Source organism: Enterobacter adelaidei, assembly GCF_041937165.1.
Lineage (GTDB): Bacteria > Pseudomonadota > Gammaproteobacteria > Enterobacterales > Enterobacteriaceae > Enterobacter > Enterobacter adelaidei.
Genome location: NZ_CP154353.1, coordinates 1,230,476 through 1,246,499 on the forward strand (window position 1 = coordinate 1,230,476; position 16,024 = coordinate 1,246,499).

The window sequence follows — 16,024 nt, forward strand, 5'->3', positions numbered from 1 at the left end:
AGCCCGCAGAGCGGGCTTTTTTGTTACTAAGTGGCTGGGGTGCAGGGATTCGAACCCCGGAATGCTGGTATCAGAAACCAGAGCCTTACCGCTTGGCGACACCCCAATTGCGTTAAACAGTGTTTAACGACTTTTTAAATTGGCTGGGGTACGAGGATTCGAACCTCGGAATGCCGGAATCAGAATCCGGTGCCTTACCGCTTGGCGATACCCCAACAATTTGTCTTGATTACCGAAAAATCGACAATCTAAATATGGTGGCTACGACGGGATTCGAACCTGTGACCCCATCATTATGAGTGATGTGCTCTAACCAACTGAGCTACGTAGCCAGTACTGCAATCTTCGATGGCTGGGGTACCTGGATTCGAACCAGGGAATGCCGGTATCAAAAACCGGTGCCTTACCGCTTGGCGATACCCCAATACCGCGGAGAACCGCAAAATCGAAGAAATATGGCTGGGGTACCTGGATTCGAACCAGGGAATGCCGGTATCAAAAACCGGTGCCTTACCGCTTGGCGATACCCCATCCGTGCAGCGCTTACCTGGGAATGGTGCGGGAGGCGAGACTTGAACTCGCACACCTTGCGGCGCCAGAACCTAAATCTGGTGCGTCTACCAATTTCGCCACTCCCGCAAAAAAGATGGTGGCTACGACGGGATTCGAACCTGTGACCCCATCATTATGAGTGATGTGCTCTAACCAACTGAGCTACGTAGCCATCTTTTTTTCGCGTTACCTTATCGGCGTTGCGGGGCGCATTATGCGTATAGACCCTTGCAGCGTCAACACCTTTTTCAACGAAAATGGCCGGAATGTGACTGTTTGGTTAGGTTGCGAACAGCGTGACCGAATATTCGGCAATTATTGGTTATTAATCAGATTTAGGTGGTGAAATGTGAGGCAAAAAAATCAGGCCCCTGAGGGGCCTGATTGCGATCTGAGCGATTATTTGTAGGCTGACTGGTGAACGCCTACCGCGCGTCCTGATGGATCGTTCATGGATTTGAAAGATTCATCCCATTCAATCGCTTTTGCTGAAGAGCAGGCGACGGATGGGCCACCCGGCACACATTCCGCAGCACTTGGAACCGGGAACAGTTCTTCAAAAATTTCACGGTACAGATAGGCTTCTTTGGAACCCGGCGTGTTGTACGGGAAGCGGAAGCTCGCTGTTTCCAGTTGTTGGTCGGAAACCTGTTTTGCCGCCACCTCTTTCAGGGTGTCGATCCAGCTGTAACCTACACCGTCAGAGAACTGCTCTTTCTGACGCCACGCCACGCTTGCCGGCAGGTAGGATTCAAAACATTCGCGCAGGATATGTTTTTCCATTTTGCCGTTGCCGCACATCTTGTCCTGCGGGTTGATACGCATCGCGACGTCGAGGAATTTCTTATCCAGGAACGGAACACGCGCTTCCACACCCCAGGCCGACATCGCTTTGTTGGCACGCGCACAGTCAAACATATGCAGCGCCTGAAGTTTGCGCACTGTCTCTTCATGCAACTCTTTGGCATTCGGCGCTTTGTGGAAATACAGGTAGCCACCGAATACTTCGTCAGAACCTTCGCCAGACAGCACCATCTTAATGCCCATCGCTTTGATCTTACGGGACATCAGATACATAGGCGTAGAGGCGCGGATGGTCGTCACATCATAAGTTTCGATGTGATAGATAACATCGCGGATCGCATCCAGACCTTCCTGCACGGTGAAATGAATTTCGTGGTGCACGGTGCCAAGATGGTTTGCCACTTCCTGTGCGGCTTTCAGATCCGGCGCGCCTTCCAGGCCCACGGCAAAGGAGTGCAGCTGTGGCCACCAGGCTTCAGAGCGTTCCTGATCTTCCACGCGACGGGCGGCAAATTTCTTGGTGATCGCGGAGATCACGGAGGAATCCAGACCGCCGGAGAGCAGCACGCCGTATGGCACGTCTGACATCAGGTGGCTTTTAACGGAGTCTTCCAGCGCCTGACGCAGCTCGGCTTTGTCCGTGACGTTGTCTTTTACCGCATCATAGTCGAACCAATCGCGCTGATAATACTGACGGATCTCGCCGTCTTTGCTCCACAGGTAGCTACCTGCAGGGAACTCTTTAATGGTGCGGCAAACCGGTACCAGGGCTTTCATTTCAGAGGCAACATAGAAGTTGCCGTGTTCATCGTGACCCATATACAGCGGGATAATGCCGATGTGGTCACGGCCGATCAGGTAGGCGTCTTTTTCGCTGTCGTACAGTGCGAAGGCAAACATGCCCTGCAGGTCGTCCAGGAACTCCGGGCCTTTCTCCTGATACAGCGCGAGGATCACTTCACAGTCAGAACCGGTCTGGAACGCGTAGCGGTCGCCGTACTCGGCACGCAGTGCCTGATGGTTGTAGATTTCACCGTTGACAGCTAGCGCGTGCGTTTTTTTCTCGTTATACAGCGGCTGAGCACCAGCGTTGACGTCTACGATCGACAGACGTTCGTGAGCCAGAATGGCTTTATCGCTGGCGTAAACGCCGGACCAGTCCGGGCCGCGATGGCGCATCAGGCGGGACAATTCGAGTGCTTTTTTACGCAGTTCGCCCGCGTCAGTTTTAATATCCAGTACGCCAAAAATAGAACACATAACCTTCTCCGTTAACCCTGTTGCATTGTGATGTTGCTTGCTTATGAAAATGCCGCAAAGGGACTGGGTGCGCAAGCGTTTTACGGGCTAAAACGGAAATAGTGCAATGGTAATTGCTGAATAGTGAAAAACGAGTATGTCATGCATGCTTTTATTGATGATTATTCAATAAAACGTGGTTTTTGTTAGATGAGTTTTTATTTGGCTGGGCTGAAAATGAAAAACCACGCCCTGAGGCGTGGTTTGGTATCAGATAATGTCAATTTCATCAACGGAGGGGTAAATCCAGCTCGGCCGGAACGGCATCGAATCAATGTCATCAAGCTGAGAGACGCCAGAGAGCACCAGAATAGTTTCAAGACCCGCCTGGAAACCGGCCAGAATATCGGTACGGAGGTTGTCGCCGACAATGACGGTTTCTTCAGAGTGAGCCTGCATTTTGTTCAGTGCGGCACGGATGATCCACGGGCTAGGTTTCCCGACCACAAACGGCTGACGACCAGAGATTTTCTCGATACCGGCGCAGAGCGCACCACATGCCGGATAAAAGCCACGGCCGTGCGTATCCGGGTTGGTGGCGATAAAGCGCGCGCCGCTGGCGACAAAGTATGCCGCTTTATGCATCATCTCCCAGTTAAAGGAGCGCGTTTCACCCACGATCACAAAGTCCGGGTTCACATCGGTGATGGTAAAACCGGCTTTGTACAGCTCATGGATCAGCGCACCTTCACCCACCACATAGGCTTTTTTCCCTTCCTGACGTTTCAGAAAATCAGCCGTTGCCATCGCCGAGGTATAAAACACGCTGTCCGGCACGTCGACACCGGCTGTGGCAAAACGGTTCGCCAGATCCTGACCGGTCTGAGAAGGGTAGTTCGTGAGAAGAACCAGAGGCATTCCTTTGTCGATGATGCGGTGAAGAAACTCCGCAGCACCCGGCACAGCAACGTTGTCGTGCATCAGCACGCCGTCGATATCACAAATTACATTCTTAATGGTCATGGACAGTCCGACATCAAAAAAAGAAGGCGTTACTATAAGGTTCGATCAACTTTCCAGCAAATGCTGCAACAGAATGCCGTTGAGCATCGCACGTTTTACCAGTGCGAATGCACCAATCGCTGAACGATGGTCAAGCTTTGAACGAACAACCGGGAGATTCTGGCGGAATGCTTTCAGCGCCTGGGTATTAATACAGCCTTCAATGGCGGGCAGCAGTACCTTTTCCGCTTCAACAATTTCACCGGCGATCACCACTTTTTGCGGGTTAAACAGGTTAATCGCGATAGCAATGGTTTTGCCCAGGTGACGTCCAACCTGCTCGATCACCTCACAGGCCAGCGCGTCGCCTTTATTGGCTGCTTTACAGATGGTTCCTATCTTGCAATCGTCCAGCGTGACGCGGCTTTGATAACCCTGCTCAAGCAAATGGCGAACACGCTGCTCAATGGCCGTATTGGCGGCAATGGTCTCAAGACAACCAAAGTTTCCGCAGTGGCAACGTTCGCCAAGCGGCTCGACCTGAATATGGCCGATCTCGCCGACATTACCGTTGCGACCAATAAAAATACGCCCGTTAGAGATAATGCCTGCACCTGTACCGCGGTGAACGCGCACCAGAATAGAGTCTTCGCAGTCCTGACTGGCACCAAAATAGTGCTCCGCCAGCGCCAGAGAGCGAATGTCATGGCCTACAAAACAGGTCACTTTAAAGCGCTTTTCCAGCGCATCGACCAGCCCCCAGTTTTCAACCTGGATGTGCGGCATATAGCGGATCACGCCGCTTTCCGGGTCGACCAGACCAGGCAGAATCACGGAGATGGCGATGAGTTCACGGATTTTACGCTGACAGCTTTCAATAAACTGCGCGATGGTATTCAGCAGCGCGTGTTCCAGGGTCTCCTGAGTGCGTTCAGGAAGGGGGTAGTGCTCTTCCGCAATGGCTTTGCTACTCAGATCGTAGAGCGTAAGCGTGGTGTCATGACGGCCAAGGCGGACGCCAATGGCCTGAAAATTACGGGTTTCGGTAATAATAGAGATAGCGCGGCGGCCTCCGGTGGAGGCCTGTTGATCGACTTCTTTGATCAAACCGCGCTCGATGAGCTGGCGGGTAATTTTTGTCACGCTGGCGGGAGCAAGCTGGCTTTGTTCGGCTATCTGAATTCGCGAGATAGGCCCGTGCTGGTCAATCAGACGATAAACCGCCGCACTGTTAAGTTGTTTAACGAGATCGACATTACCTATTTGAGCTTGTCCGCCTGGTGTCATACTTTTACTTACTCAGTGACGACCTCGTTACCATTAACGATGGTCTTAATAATTTTATAATCGTGTGTGAATGCCGTCAGGTTTGCAACCATACCTGGTGCAATTCCGCCAAGCTGTTTATCGACGCCCATTGCGCGCGCCGGATAAAGCGTCGCCATACGCAGCACTTCATCGAGGGCAATACCGCAATGCTCAACCAGGTTGCGTACCCCTTCAATCATGGTCAGGGCAGAACCACTCAGCGTGCCGTTCTCATCCACACACAGTCCATTGCGGTAGTATATTGTTTTACCGGCAAAAATGAACTGCTCAATATTTGCACCTGCTGGCGCGGTGGCATCGGTGACCAGACAAAGCTTGTCACCTTTCAGCCGCTTGGCATTACGAATGTTGGTGTAATCGACATGTAAGCCGTCAGCAATAATACCGCAGTAGACGTCTGGCTCATCCAGAATCGCTCCGACCAGACCCGGTTCACGACCGGTTATATACGGCATTGCGTTGTAGAGGTGCGTGGCGAAGGTAATGCCCGCGCGGAAACCCGCTTTGGCTTCTTTCAGCGTCGCGTTTGAGTGACCCGCTGAAACGATAATCCCGGCGGCAGCCAGTTTGCTGATGACATCCGTACCTGTCATTTCAGGCGCCAGCGTCACTTTGGTGATCACATCGGCGTTAGCACACATGTAGTCAACCAGCTCCGCATCAGGTTTACGCACGTAATTCGGGTTATGCGTCCCTTTTTTGACCATATTCAGCCATGGCCCTTCAAGGTGCAGACCCAGCGCCTGATTCGGGTGTTTTGCCAGGTATTCACGCATCACGCGGATGCCCTGTTTCATAAGGTCATCACTGCTGGTGATGAGCGTTGGCAGATAGCTGGTGCAGCCCGATTTCTCGTTGGCTTTTTGCATGATCTCCAGCGTTTCTACCGTCACCGCATCCGCGGTGTCATTGAATTGCACACCGCCGCAGCCGTTGAGCTGTACGTCGATGAAACCGGGGGAGATTACTGCTCCATTGAGTGAGCGCTGTTCAATCTCCGGCGGCAGTTCTGCCAGCGGGCAAACACGTTCAATCAGGCCATTAGCGATAACAATCGCATGGTCATCCAGAATATCATGGCCGGTATAAATCCGACCGTGGGTTAAAGCGTACATAACGACCCCCGGTTAAAAAAAGCGGCCGCCTCTTGATGAAGAGGCGGTTATTCAATTACAGACCTTTGATGTTCTCTGCTTCTAATTCGTTGAAGTATTTCAGCGTTTTCACTTTCAGCTCCATCGTGGACGGTTCGTCACAAACGATGACTGATTTCGGATGCAGCTGCAGGCAACTGATGGTCCACATGTGGTTAACGTTGCCTTCAACGGCAGCCTGGAGCGCCTGCGCTTTCACGCCGCCCAGGACCAGAATCATCACTTCTTCGGCATCCAACAGGGTGCCTACACCTACGGTCAGGGCGTATTTTGGAACCTGGTTAACGTCACCGTCAAAGAAGCGGGAGTTTGCCACGCGTGTGTCATGGGTCAGCGTTTTAATACGGGTACGGGAAGCCAGAGAAGACGCCGGTTCGTTAAACGCGATATGACCATCATTACCTACACCACCCATAAACAGGTGGATTTTACCGTAGGAACGGATTTTTTCTTCATACTGACGACATTCTGCGTCAATATCAGGCGCGTTTCCATTCAGCAGGTTAATATTTTCAGATGGAATATCAACGTGATCAAAGAAGTTGCGGTGCATAAAGCTATGGTAGCTTTCCGGGTGATCCTTCGGTAAGCCAACATATTCGTCCATATTGAAGGTCACAACATGTTTAAAGCTAACCTGGCCTGCTTTATGCATCTCAACCAGTGCCTTATACGCGGTCAGGGGTGTGCCACCAGTCGGAAGACCAAGAACGAAAGGACGATCGGCAGTAGGTTTGAATGCGTTAATACGGTTAACGATATGGCGAGCGGCCCATTTACCAACTTGTTCAGCAGTTGCCAGGGGAATCAGTCTCATTGTTCACCTCAAGAGTTAAAGTAGAAGAGTGGGCGGATGGCTATCGGAACCTGAATTAAGCGTAACCTGGAATCTTTCAGGCCGGATCAATCCGTCTTGATTTTTTGAATGATAAAATAAGTTTTCGCAGTTAGCCAGCATAAGGGAGGGTTAATAACGATATTTGGTGACAAAAATCACAAAAAATACGTGTTTAATTTGCGATACGAATTAATTTTTCACACACTCACAATGCCAGTGAATCATCAACTGTATTTATAGTTCGTGACACAATAAAAAACAGAGCTGAGAACATGCCTTAAACGGGGTCTCATAGGGGGAAGAAAGTGAGTATTCTAGGTTATTTACAAAAGGTTGGTCGCGCACTTATGGTGCCGGTCGCCACGCTGCCAGCCGCAGCGATATTAATGGGTGTCGGTTACTGGATTGACCCGGTAAGTTGGGGCGGCGATAACGCTCTGGCGGCACTGTTTATTAAATCGGGCTCCGCCATTATCGATCACATGTCAGTCCTGTTCGCGATTGGTGTGGCTTATGGTATGTCCAAAGATAAAGACGGCGCAGCGGCGCTGACCGGCTTTGTCGGTTTCCTGGTATTAACTACCCTCTGCTCCCCAGCAGCGGTGTCTATGATTCAAAAAATCCCAGCGGATCAAGTTCCTGCCGCATTCGGGAAAATTGAAAACCAGTTCGTTGGTATCCTCGTCGGTATCATCTCTGCTGAACTGTACAACCGCTTCAGCGGCGTAGAGCTGCCAAAAGCGCTGTCCTTCTTCAGCGGTCGTCGTCTGGTGCCTATTCTGACTTCCTTCCTGATGATCGTTGTTGCATTCATCATGATGTACATCTGGCCGGTTATCTTTGACGGTCTGGTGAACTTTGGTGAGCACATTCAGAAGCTGGGTTCCGTCGGTGCGGGCGTATACGCGTTCTTCAACCGTCTGCTGATCCCGGTCGGTCTGCACCACGCGCTGAACTCCGTATTCTGGTTCGATGTTGCCGGTATTAACGATATTCCTAACTTCCTGGGTGGCGCACAGTCCATCGAAGCAGGTAAAGCGGTTGTCGGTATCACTGGTCGTTACCAGGCGGGCTTCTTCCCAATCATGATGTTCGGCCTGCCAGGTGCAGCGCTGGCTATCTACCACTGCGCACGTCCAGAGAACAAAGCGAAAGTCCTGGGTATCATGATGGCGGGTGCATTTGCAGCCTTCTTCACCGGTATCACTGAACCGCTGGAATTCTCCTTCATGTTCGTGGCCCCTGTGCTGTATGTGATCCACGCTGTGCTGACCGGTATCTCTGTGTTCATCGCCGCAAGTATGCAGTGGATTGCCGGTTTCGGCTTCAGTGCGGGTCTGGTGGATATGGTGCTTTCTTCCCGTAACCCGCTGGCAACCCACTGGTGGATGCTGATCCCACAGGGTCTGGTGTTCTTTGCTATCTACTACGTGGTGTTCCGTTTCACTATCACCAAATTCAACCTGATGACCCCAGGTCGTGAACTGGCTGTTGCCGGTAGCGAAGCGGATGGTCAGGACGTGAATGTGAGCGCGGACAAAGACCAGGATGTTGCAGGTCTGGCGCGTCAGTACATCGCCGCTGTCGGCGGTTCTGACAACCTGACCGGTATCGATGCATGTATCACCCGTCTGCGTCTGAACGTAAAAGACTCTTCTCTGGTGAACGAAGCGCTGGCTAAACGCCTGGGGGCATCCGGTGTTATCCGTCTGAACAAAACCAGCGTGCAGATTATCGTTGGGTTCGTGGCGGAAAAAATTGCCAATGCCATGAAAACGACAGGTCCGGTAGCCGCAGCGGAAACGTCTGCAGCTCCAGCCGCTGCGCCAGCTGCCGCAAAACCGCAGGCAGTACCAAATGCTAAAACGATTGCCGCACTGGTTTCCCCAGTGACGGGTGAAGTCGTTGCCATTGAGCAGGTGCCTGACGAAGCCTTCGCCAGCAAAGCGGTCGGTGACGGTGTTGCGGTAAAACCAACGGAAAAAACCGTGGTGTCACCAGCAGCCGGTACCATCGTAAAAATCTTCAATACCAACCATGCGTTTTGCCTCGAAACCGAAAATGGTGCTGAGATCGTTGTCCACATGGGTATTGATACCGTTGCGCTGAACGGCCAGGGCTTTACTCGCCTGGTGGAAGAGGGTGCTGAAGTCGTCGCAGGGCAGCCAATCCTGGAAATGGATCTGGACTTCCTGAACGCCAACGCGCGCTCAATGATTAGTCCGGTCGTTTGCAGCAACATTGATGACTTTAGTGGCCTGGTCATTCAGGCGAAAGGTCAAGTGGTTGCGGGTCAAACGCCACTGTATGAGATTAAAGGCAAGTAATCGCTCCTGAGTAGAGTCATGCCTTAAGCGGCGGGGGATATCCCTCGCCGCTTTTTTTTGCAGCAAATGCCCCCATTATTTTCTTCAGAGCCGTTTTAAGGGTTGTCACTACGTCCGGCTTATAAGATCATATGCCGTTATACGTTGTTTACGCTTTGAGGAATCCACGATGAGTGAGGCAGAAGCCCGCCCGAGTAACTTTATTCGTCAGATCATCGATGAAGATCTGGCCAGTGGTAAGCACACCACAATTCATACGCGTTTCCCGCCGGAGCCGAACGGTTACCTGCATATTGGTCACGCGAAATCTATCTGCCTGAACTTTGGCATTGCTCAGGACTACCAGGGGCAGTGCAACCTGCGTTTCGATGACACCAACCCAGTAAAAGAAGACATCGAATACGTTGAGTCCATCAAGAACGACGTGCAATGGCTGGGCTTTAACTGGTCTGGCGACATCTGCTACTCCTCTGACTATTTTGGTCAGCTGTATGCCTATGCGGTAGAGCTGATTAACAAAGGTCTGGCGTACGTCGACGAGCTGTCTGCCGATGAGATCCGTGAATACCGCGGCTCGCTGACCGCGCCGGGCAAAAACAGCCCGTACCGCGATCGCGGCGTGGAAGAGAACCTGGCGCTGTTTGAAAAAATGCGTGCCGGTGGCTTCGAAGAAGGCAAAGCCTGTCTGCGTGCCAAAATTGACATGGCATCTCCGTTCATCGTGATGCGTGACCCGGTGCTGTACCGCATTAAGTTTGCGGAACACCACCAGACGGGTAACAAGTGGTGCATCTACCCGATGTACGACTTCACCCACTGCATCAGCGATGCGCTGGAAGGCATTACTCACTCTCTGTGTACGCTGGAGTTCCAGGACAACCGTCGTCTGTACGACTGGGTACTGGATAACATCACTATCCCTGTGCATCCACGTCAGTACGAGTTCTCTCGTCTGAATCTGGAATACACCGTGATGTCCAAGCGTAAGCTGAACCTGCTGGTGACCGACAAGCACGTTGAAGGCTGGGACGATCCGCGTATGCCGACTATCTCTGGTCTGCGTCGTCGTGGTTACACCGCCGCTTCTATTCGTGAGTTCTGCAAACGCATCGGTGTGACTAAGCAGGATAACACCATTGAAATGGCGTCTCTGGAATCCTGCATTCGTGAAGATCTCAACGAAAACGCACCGCGCGCAATGGCAGTCATCGATCCAGTGAAACTGGTTATCGAAAACTACCCGCAGGGTGAAAGTGAGCTGGTGTCCATGCCTAACCATCCGAATAAACCGGAAATGGGTAGCCGCGACGTACCGTTCAGCGCTGAAATCTGGATCGATCGTGCTGACTTCCGCGAAGAAGCGAACAAGCAGTACAAGCGTCTGGTATTGGGTAAAGAGGTGCGTCTGCGTAATGCTTACGTCATCAAGGCTGAGCGCGTAGAGAAAGATGCTGAAGGCAATATCACCACCATCTTCTGTTCTTATGATGCTGAAACCCTGAGCAAAGATCCGGCTGATGGCCGTAAAGTGAAAGGCGTTATCCATTGGGTAAGCGCTGCACACGCGCTGCCTGTTGAAATTCGCCTGTACGATCGTCTGTTCAGTGTCCCTAACCCTGGTGCTGCCGAAGACTTCCTGGCGACGATCAACCCGGAATCTCTGGTAATTAAACAGGGTTATGCCGAGCCGTCTTTAAAAGCGGCCGAAGCAGGTAAAGCGTTCCAGTTCGAACGCGAAGGTTACTTCTGCCTGGATAGCCGTTACAGCACGGCGGAAAAACCGGTGTTTAACCGTACCGTTGGCCTGCGTGACACCTGGGCTAAGATCGGCGAATAATATTGCAGTTCTGGTCAATGAGAGACAAACGCCGCGATAAGCGGCGTTTTTTTATTTAACGATCAGGCCATTAACGCGCAGCTCAAATAAGGTATGTGCGAAATTCAGGTCAATGAGGTGCTACTTATTTTACTCAAAAAAAGTTTTAATATTTACGAATAGCCTTAAGGACAAAAAATACACAGAATAAACGGTCGGCACTCCCTCAAAATACGCGTTATTCCCTGTAAATCCTCGCATTGGCACAGATGTTACAAATCACTACCAATTATGTGCACTTCGTCATAATCCTGACTTTTGCTCGCTGAAAAGCATTGATAATTCGCGTCGCGAAAAATAACCTAAAGGCGGTAGTTAATTCGAGGGTATTTCTAACTACCCCTGACCATTAGGTCTTTTATATTTTTCGCCGTTTAAGGCGTTTTAATTCGTCAAAGAGGAATAATCTATGCGTACGTTCAGTGGCAAACGTAGTGCGCTGGCGCTGGCTATTGCCGGTGTGACAGCAATGTCGGGCCTGGTGATTGCACCAGAGGCGAAGGCAGCAGGTTTTATTGATGATTCAACCCTCACGGGGGGGATTTACTACTGGCAGCGTGAACGTGACCGTAAAGACGTCACTGAAGACAAATACAAAACCAACCTTTCTCACTCCACCTGGAACGCCAATCTGGATTTCCAGTCTGGTTATGCTGCCGATATGTTCGGTCTGGATATTGCTGCATTCACGGCAATTGAAATGGCGGAAAACGGCGACAGCGCCCACCCGAACGAAATCGCATTCTCCTCCAGTAATAAAGCCTATAAAGAAGACTGGTCCGGAGATAAAAGCGGTATCAGCCTGTATAAGGCAGCAGCGAAATTCAAATACGGCCCGGTATGGGCGCGCGGTGGTTATATTCAGCCAACCGGTCAGACATTGTTAGCACCACACTGGAGCTTTATGCCGGGTACTTACCAGGGCGCGGAAGCGGGTGCCAACTTTGATTACGGTGATGCAGGTGCGTTGAGCTTCTCCTATATGTGGACCAACGAGTACAAAGCACCATGGCACATTGAAATGGACAAGTTCTACCAGAACGATAAGAAAACCAAAGTAGATTATCTCCATTCACTGGGTGCTAAATACGACTTTAAAAACGACCTGGTACTTGAGGCGGCATTTGGCCAGGCTCAAGGTTACATCGATCAGTACTTTGCCAAGGCCAGCTATAAATTTGATATCGCGGGTAGCCCGCTGAGCACCAGCTACCAGTTCTACGGTACGCGCGACAAAGTCAGTAATGGTGGCGTCAATGATATCTATGACGGCACCGCGTGGTTGCAGGCTCTCACCTTCGGCTACAAAGTCGGACAGGTTGATTTGCGTCTGGAAGGCACGTGGGTGAAAGCGGAAGGGCAGCAGGGGTACTTCCTGCAGCGTATGACCCCAACCTATGCATCGTCTAACGGTCGTCTTGATATCTGGTGGGATAACCGCTCTGACTTCAACGCCGACGGCGAAAAAGCGGTGTTCTTCGGTGCGATGTATGATCTGAAAAACTGGAACCTGCCAGGCTGGGCGGTGGGTGCATCTTACGCTTATGCCTGGGATGCAAAACCTGCAGATATGGCTACACCGGACGCTTACTACGATCCAAACTATCGCCTGAAAGAGTCTTCTTACAGCCTGGATGCTATCTACACCCTGCAGGACGGCCGCGCGAAAGGCACGATGTTCAAACTGCACTTCACCCAGTACGACAACCACTCCGACATTCCGAGCTACGCAGGCGGTTACGGCAACATCTTCCAGGATGAGCGTGACGTGAAATTCATGGTTATCGCTCCGTTCACTATCTTCTAATGGAGACAGAACATGATGAAAAACATCGTAATCGTCGCGTTGCTGGCTGCGGGGCTGGCGGGGTGTGCGCAGGAGCAGGCACCGAAAGAGGACTCGCGTCTTAAAGAGGCGTATAGCGCCTGCATTAACACAGCGGAAGGTTCACCGGAGAAGATCGAAGCCTGTCAGAGCGTGCTGAATGTGCTGAAGAAAGAGAAGGCACATGAGCAGTTCGCCACACAGGAAAACGTTCGCGTGATGGATTACCAGGCCTGTATTCAGGCACGTAAAACCGGAAACGATCAGGAAGTGGCGAAGCGTTGCGACCAGATCTGGAAAGAGATTCGCAGTAACAACAGCAAATAATTCTCTGTCATCATGCCCGGTAGCACAACGCTACCGGGCTTTTTTGCGTCAAATAACAGGCAAAAAAAAGCCAACCTCGCGGCTGGCTCAGAGTATGAAAGCTTGAGTTATTTAGCGTCGTGCGCGTGATCGTCTTCGCGGCAATCACCTTCAGCACAGTGACCATACAGGTACAGGCTGTGGTTGGTCAGGCGGATGCCATGACGAGCCGCGATTTCACGCTGGCGCGCTTCGATGGAGTCATCGCTAAATTCAATGACCTTGCCACAGTCGAGGCAGATCAGGTGATCGTGGTGCTGTTGCTGGGTCAGTTCGAATACAGATTTACCGCCTTCGAAATTATGACGGGTAACAATGCCCGCGTCATCAAACTGGTTCAGCACGCGATAGACGGTAGCGAGCCCAATTTCTTCGCCCATGTCAATAAGACGTTTATAAAGGTCTTCCGCACTGACATGGTGATTGTCTGGACCCTGAAGCACTTCAAGGATTTTTAACCGAGGAAGCGTAACTTTCAGGCCAGCCTTCTTTAATGCGGTATTGTTGTCAGTCATGCGGAATCTGTCCTGTTGCTAAACGATTCACTTCTGTAGGAAGTGACAGAAAATGCACCTTGGATAATGCGTCTCATTATAGAACTGCCATGTCTAAATGAAAACAGCAAGTCTCAGGCAAAATATGCTTATAAAAATGGGGTATCACCAACAAACTTGCTCAATGGAAACCACATTTTTCAGGGAGACATTGTACAGGTCTGGGCGAAAAAGTTAAAAGATTGTAGCAATTAATTTAATCGGTTTGACCTGGGGCGTGGCGCAACCGCAGTTGCGCCACGATAAAAATCAGGCGTTCAGAATATCATCCAGGTGCAGTTCTTCACGGATCTGCTTAACCCACTTCTCAACACGCTCTGCGGTCAGTTCAGGCTGGCGGTCTTCGTCGATGGCCAGACCCACGAAATGATCGTCATCAGCCAGGCCTTTAGAGGCTTCGAAGTGGTAACCCGCCGTTGGCCAGTGGCCTACGATAACCGCGCCATTTGGCTCAATGATGTCGCGGATGGTACCCAGCGCATCACAGAAATATTCTGCGTAGTCTTCCTGATCGCCACAGCCAAAAAGGGCAACCAGCTTGCCGTTGAAATCAACTTCTTCCAGCGTCGGGAAGAAATCATCCCAGTCACACTGGGCTTCACCGTAGTACCAGGTTGGAATACCTAGCAGCAGAATGTCATAGCCTTCGAGATCTTCTTTGCTGCTCTTGGCGATGTCATGCACATCAGCAACGTCTTTACCGAGCTGTTTTTGAATGTTTTTTGCGATATTTTCGGTATTGCCGGTATCACTGCCGAAGAAAATGCCGATGATTGCCATGAGTAAAATAACCTCTTGAAACTTAATAGTATGGTGGCGCAATTCGGCCACGGATAAGGGCAATAATAGCAGAACTGGCAACCCTGCGGAAACAGCTATCGCGCAGGACTGCACTCTGTGCTACATGAAAAGGGCGATAAAGGGGATTTTCAGACTTATGCCTGGCTGCGTAACGTCTCAAGCTGGACGAGCAACATCTCTTCAATGAGTTCGCTGCGGCTAATATTTCGCGCGTCAGCCAGCTCGTTAAGCGCATCGACGGCGTCGGCGTTGAGCTTCAGTTCGACACGCTTAAGCCCACGATTTTTATCGCGTTTAAGCTGATTGCGTTTATTGATACGCAGCTGTTCATCGCGCGAAAGCGGATTCGTTTTCGGTCGTCCCGGGCGACGCTCATTCGCGAACAGATCTAGTGTCGTACGGTCCGTTTGTTCTTTGGCCATGATTCTGAGACTTCGGGGGAAACACGCCGCCCTGCTAATGCCCGGGCGATAAGCGCGCCATCATACATCACCAAAAACGGCACGCCAACGACTGGAAGCCTGCAGCCTTCCAGTCGCTCTCTTTTTAATCAATTTGCAGTATCAGCAAGATAGCGGCGAATGGCGCGCAATACGGCGTCAGGTTTTTCCGCGTGAACCCAGTGTCCGGCCCCGGCGATAACATGAGCACGAGCCTGCGGGAATTGCGCCAGCAATGCGTCGCGGTACGCGTCGGTGACGTAAGGCGAGTTACCGCCACGGATAAAGAGGGTAGGATGCGGCCAAACAGGTACCGTTTCCCAGCCTACGATATTGTTGTACTGCTCCCAGAGCACCGGCACGTTAAAACGCCATTGTCCGTCAACAAATGACTTCAGCAGGAACTGCACGACACCTTCTTCATCAAGATGCTCACGCATGACGGCAGCCGCTTGTTGACGCGTTGTGGCACCAGCCTCTGTTACCGCGTTGATCGCCGCGAAAATTTCGTCATGGCGTCGAACGTCGTAATCCACCGGAGCAACATCGATTACCACCAGACCCTGAATTCTCTCAGGTGCGAGCGCCGTCAGGGCCATCACCGCTTTCCCGCCCATTGAATGCCCGATGAGGGTGACCTTTTGCAGGTTGTTGGCATCCAGCGTATCCAGCAGATCCTGCGCCATTGCCGCGTAGGTCATCTCTTCTGAGCGCCCTGAAAGACCGTGATTGCGCATGTCGACTTGCAAAATGTCGTGATCGCTAACCAGATCGCGCGCCAGCACGCCCAGGTTATCCAGGCTGCCAAAAAGTCCGTGAACCAGTACGATGGGAGAATTATTGTTCGGCGATTGTGCAGTTTGCGCTCGGGTATTCAATTTCATGGCAAAGTTCTTTTTTTACGTATGTCAGGTTAG

Annotated in this window: 13 protein-coding genes and 7 tRNA genes; 4 read left to right on the forward strand and 16 right to left on the reverse strand. The window is 51.4% G+C overall.

What is annotated here, in order from left to right; genetic code table 11:
- Window positions 1-31: 31 nt before the first annotated feature.
- The 12 genes from AAHF05_RS05955 to nagB all read right to left on the reverse strand — a co-directional run bounded on the left by AAHF05_RS05955 (window position 32) and on the right by nagB (window position 6,897).
- Window positions 32-106, reverse strand: a tRNA-Gln gene (locus AAHF05_RS05955).
- A gap of 34 nt (window positions 107-140) precedes the next feature.
- Window positions 141-215, reverse strand: a tRNA-Gln gene (locus tag AAHF05_RS05960).
- A gap of 40 nt (window positions 216-255) precedes the next feature.
- Window positions 256-332 (reverse strand) — tRNA-Met (locus tag AAHF05_RS05965).
- Between the two features lie 17 nt (window positions 333-349).
- Window positions 350-424 (reverse strand) — tRNA-Gln (locus AAHF05_RS05970).
- A gap of 32 nt (window positions 425-456) precedes the next feature.
- A tRNA-Gln gene (locus AAHF05_RS05975) sits at window positions 457-531 on the reverse strand.
- 23 nt (window positions 532-554) lie between these two features.
- Window positions 555-639 (reverse strand) — tRNA-Leu (locus AAHF05_RS05980).
- A gap of 8 nt (window positions 640-647) precedes the next feature.
- Window positions 648-724 (reverse strand) — tRNA-Met (locus AAHF05_RS05985).
- 227 nt (window positions 725-951) lie between these two features.
- Entirely contained in the window at window positions 952-2,616 is a 1,665-nt protein-coding gene (gene asnB, locus AAHF05_RS05990) for an asparagine synthase B (protein WP_010428626.1), read from the reverse strand.
- Window positions 2,617-2,865: 249 nt separating this feature from the next.
- Complete coding sequence (nagD, locus tag AAHF05_RS05995; protein WP_023310763.1) at window positions 2,866-3,618, reverse strand: ribonucleotide monophosphatase NagD; 753 nt, start codon at window positions 3,616-3,618, stop codon at window positions 2,866-2,868.
- Between the two features lie 45 nt (window positions 3,619-3,663).
- The gene (locus AAHF05_RS06000) at window positions 3,664-4,884 is read right to left on the reverse strand and encodes an N-acetylglucosamine repressor (protein WP_021242995.1); all 1,221 of its coding nucleotides are present in this window, start codon (window positions 4,882-4,884) and stop codon (window positions 3,664-3,666) included.
- A gap of 8 nt (window positions 4,885-4,892) precedes the next feature.
- Complete coding sequence (nagA, locus tag AAHF05_RS06005; protein ID WP_049005349.1) at window positions 4,893-6,041, reverse strand: N-acetylglucosamine-6-phosphate deacetylase; 1,149 nt, start codon at window positions 6,039-6,041, stop codon at window positions 4,893-4,895.
- 55 nt (window positions 6,042-6,096) lie between these two features.
- Window positions 6,097-6,897, reverse strand: coding sequence for a glucosamine-6-phosphate deaminase (nagB, locus tag AAHF05_RS06010; protein ID WP_023310765.1), 801 nt, complete (start codon window positions 6,895-6,897; stop codon window positions 6,097-6,099).
- 326 nt (window positions 6,898-7,223) lie between these two features.
- Here nagB and nagE point away from each other — a divergent pair, with 326 nt between their 5' ends.
- The 4 genes from nagE (at window position 7,224) to chiQ (ending at window position 13,273) form a co-directional block, all read left to right on the forward strand.
- On the forward strand, window positions 7,224-9,245 hold the full coding sequence (gene nagE / locus AAHF05_RS06015; RefSeq protein WP_028021393.1) for an N-acetylglucosamine-specific PTS transporter subunit IIBC: 2,022 nt from the start codon (window positions 7,224-7,226) through the stop codon (window positions 9,243-9,245).
- A 169-nt stretch (window positions 9,246-9,414) separates the two neighbouring features.
- Window positions 9,415-11,082 (forward strand): glutamine--tRNA ligase, encoded by a 1,668-nt coding sequence (glnS, locus tag AAHF05_RS06020; protein WP_129323565.1) that lies wholly within the window; start codon window positions 9,415-9,417, stop codon window positions 11,080-11,082.
- Between the two features lie 448 nt (window positions 11,083-11,530).
- Window positions 11,531-12,928 (forward strand): chitoporin, encoded by a 1,398-nt coding sequence (chiP, locus tag AAHF05_RS06025; RefSeq protein ID WP_028019457.1) that lies wholly within the window; start codon window positions 11,531-11,533, stop codon window positions 12,926-12,928.
- A gap of 15 nt (window positions 12,929-12,943) precedes the next feature.
- Window positions 12,944-13,273 carry a ChiQ/YbfN family lipoprotein gene (gene chiQ / locus AAHF05_RS06030; protein WP_049005351.1) on the forward strand — a complete coding sequence of 110 codons (330 nt, stop codon included), beginning with the start codon at window positions 12,944-12,946 and terminating at the stop codon, window positions 13,271-13,273.
- Window positions 13,274-13,380: 107 nt separating this feature from the next.
- Here the strand turns inward: chiQ and fur are convergent, their stop codons facing one another.
- The 4 genes from fur to ybfF all read right to left on the reverse strand — a co-directional run bounded on the left by fur (window position 13,381) and on the right by ybfF (window position 15,991).
- Window positions 13,381-13,827 carry a ferric iron uptake transcriptional regulator gene (gene fur / locus AAHF05_RS06035; protein ID WP_014169146.1) on the reverse strand — a complete coding sequence of 149 codons (447 nt, stop codon included), beginning with the start codon at window positions 13,825-13,827 and terminating at the stop codon, window positions 13,381-13,383.
- Window positions 13,828-14,115: 288 nt separating this feature from the next.
- Window positions 14,116-14,646: a flavodoxin FldA gene (fldA, locus tag AAHF05_RS06040; protein WP_008501067.1), complete on the reverse strand. Its 531-nt coding sequence runs from the start codon at window positions 14,644-14,646 to the stop codon at window positions 14,116-14,118.
- Between the two features lie 155 nt (window positions 14,647-14,801).
- Entirely contained in the window at window positions 14,802-15,089 is a 288-nt protein-coding gene (gene ybfE, locus AAHF05_RS06045; RefSeq protein WP_028019455.1) for a LexA regulated protein, read from the reverse strand.
- A 128-nt stretch (window positions 15,090-15,217) separates the two neighbouring features.
- Window positions 15,218-15,991, reverse strand: coding sequence for an esterase (gene ybfF / locus AAHF05_RS06050; RefSeq protein ID WP_108090592.1), 774 nt, complete (start codon window positions 15,989-15,991; stop codon window positions 15,218-15,220).
- Window positions 15,992-16,024 lie beyond the last annotated feature (33 nt).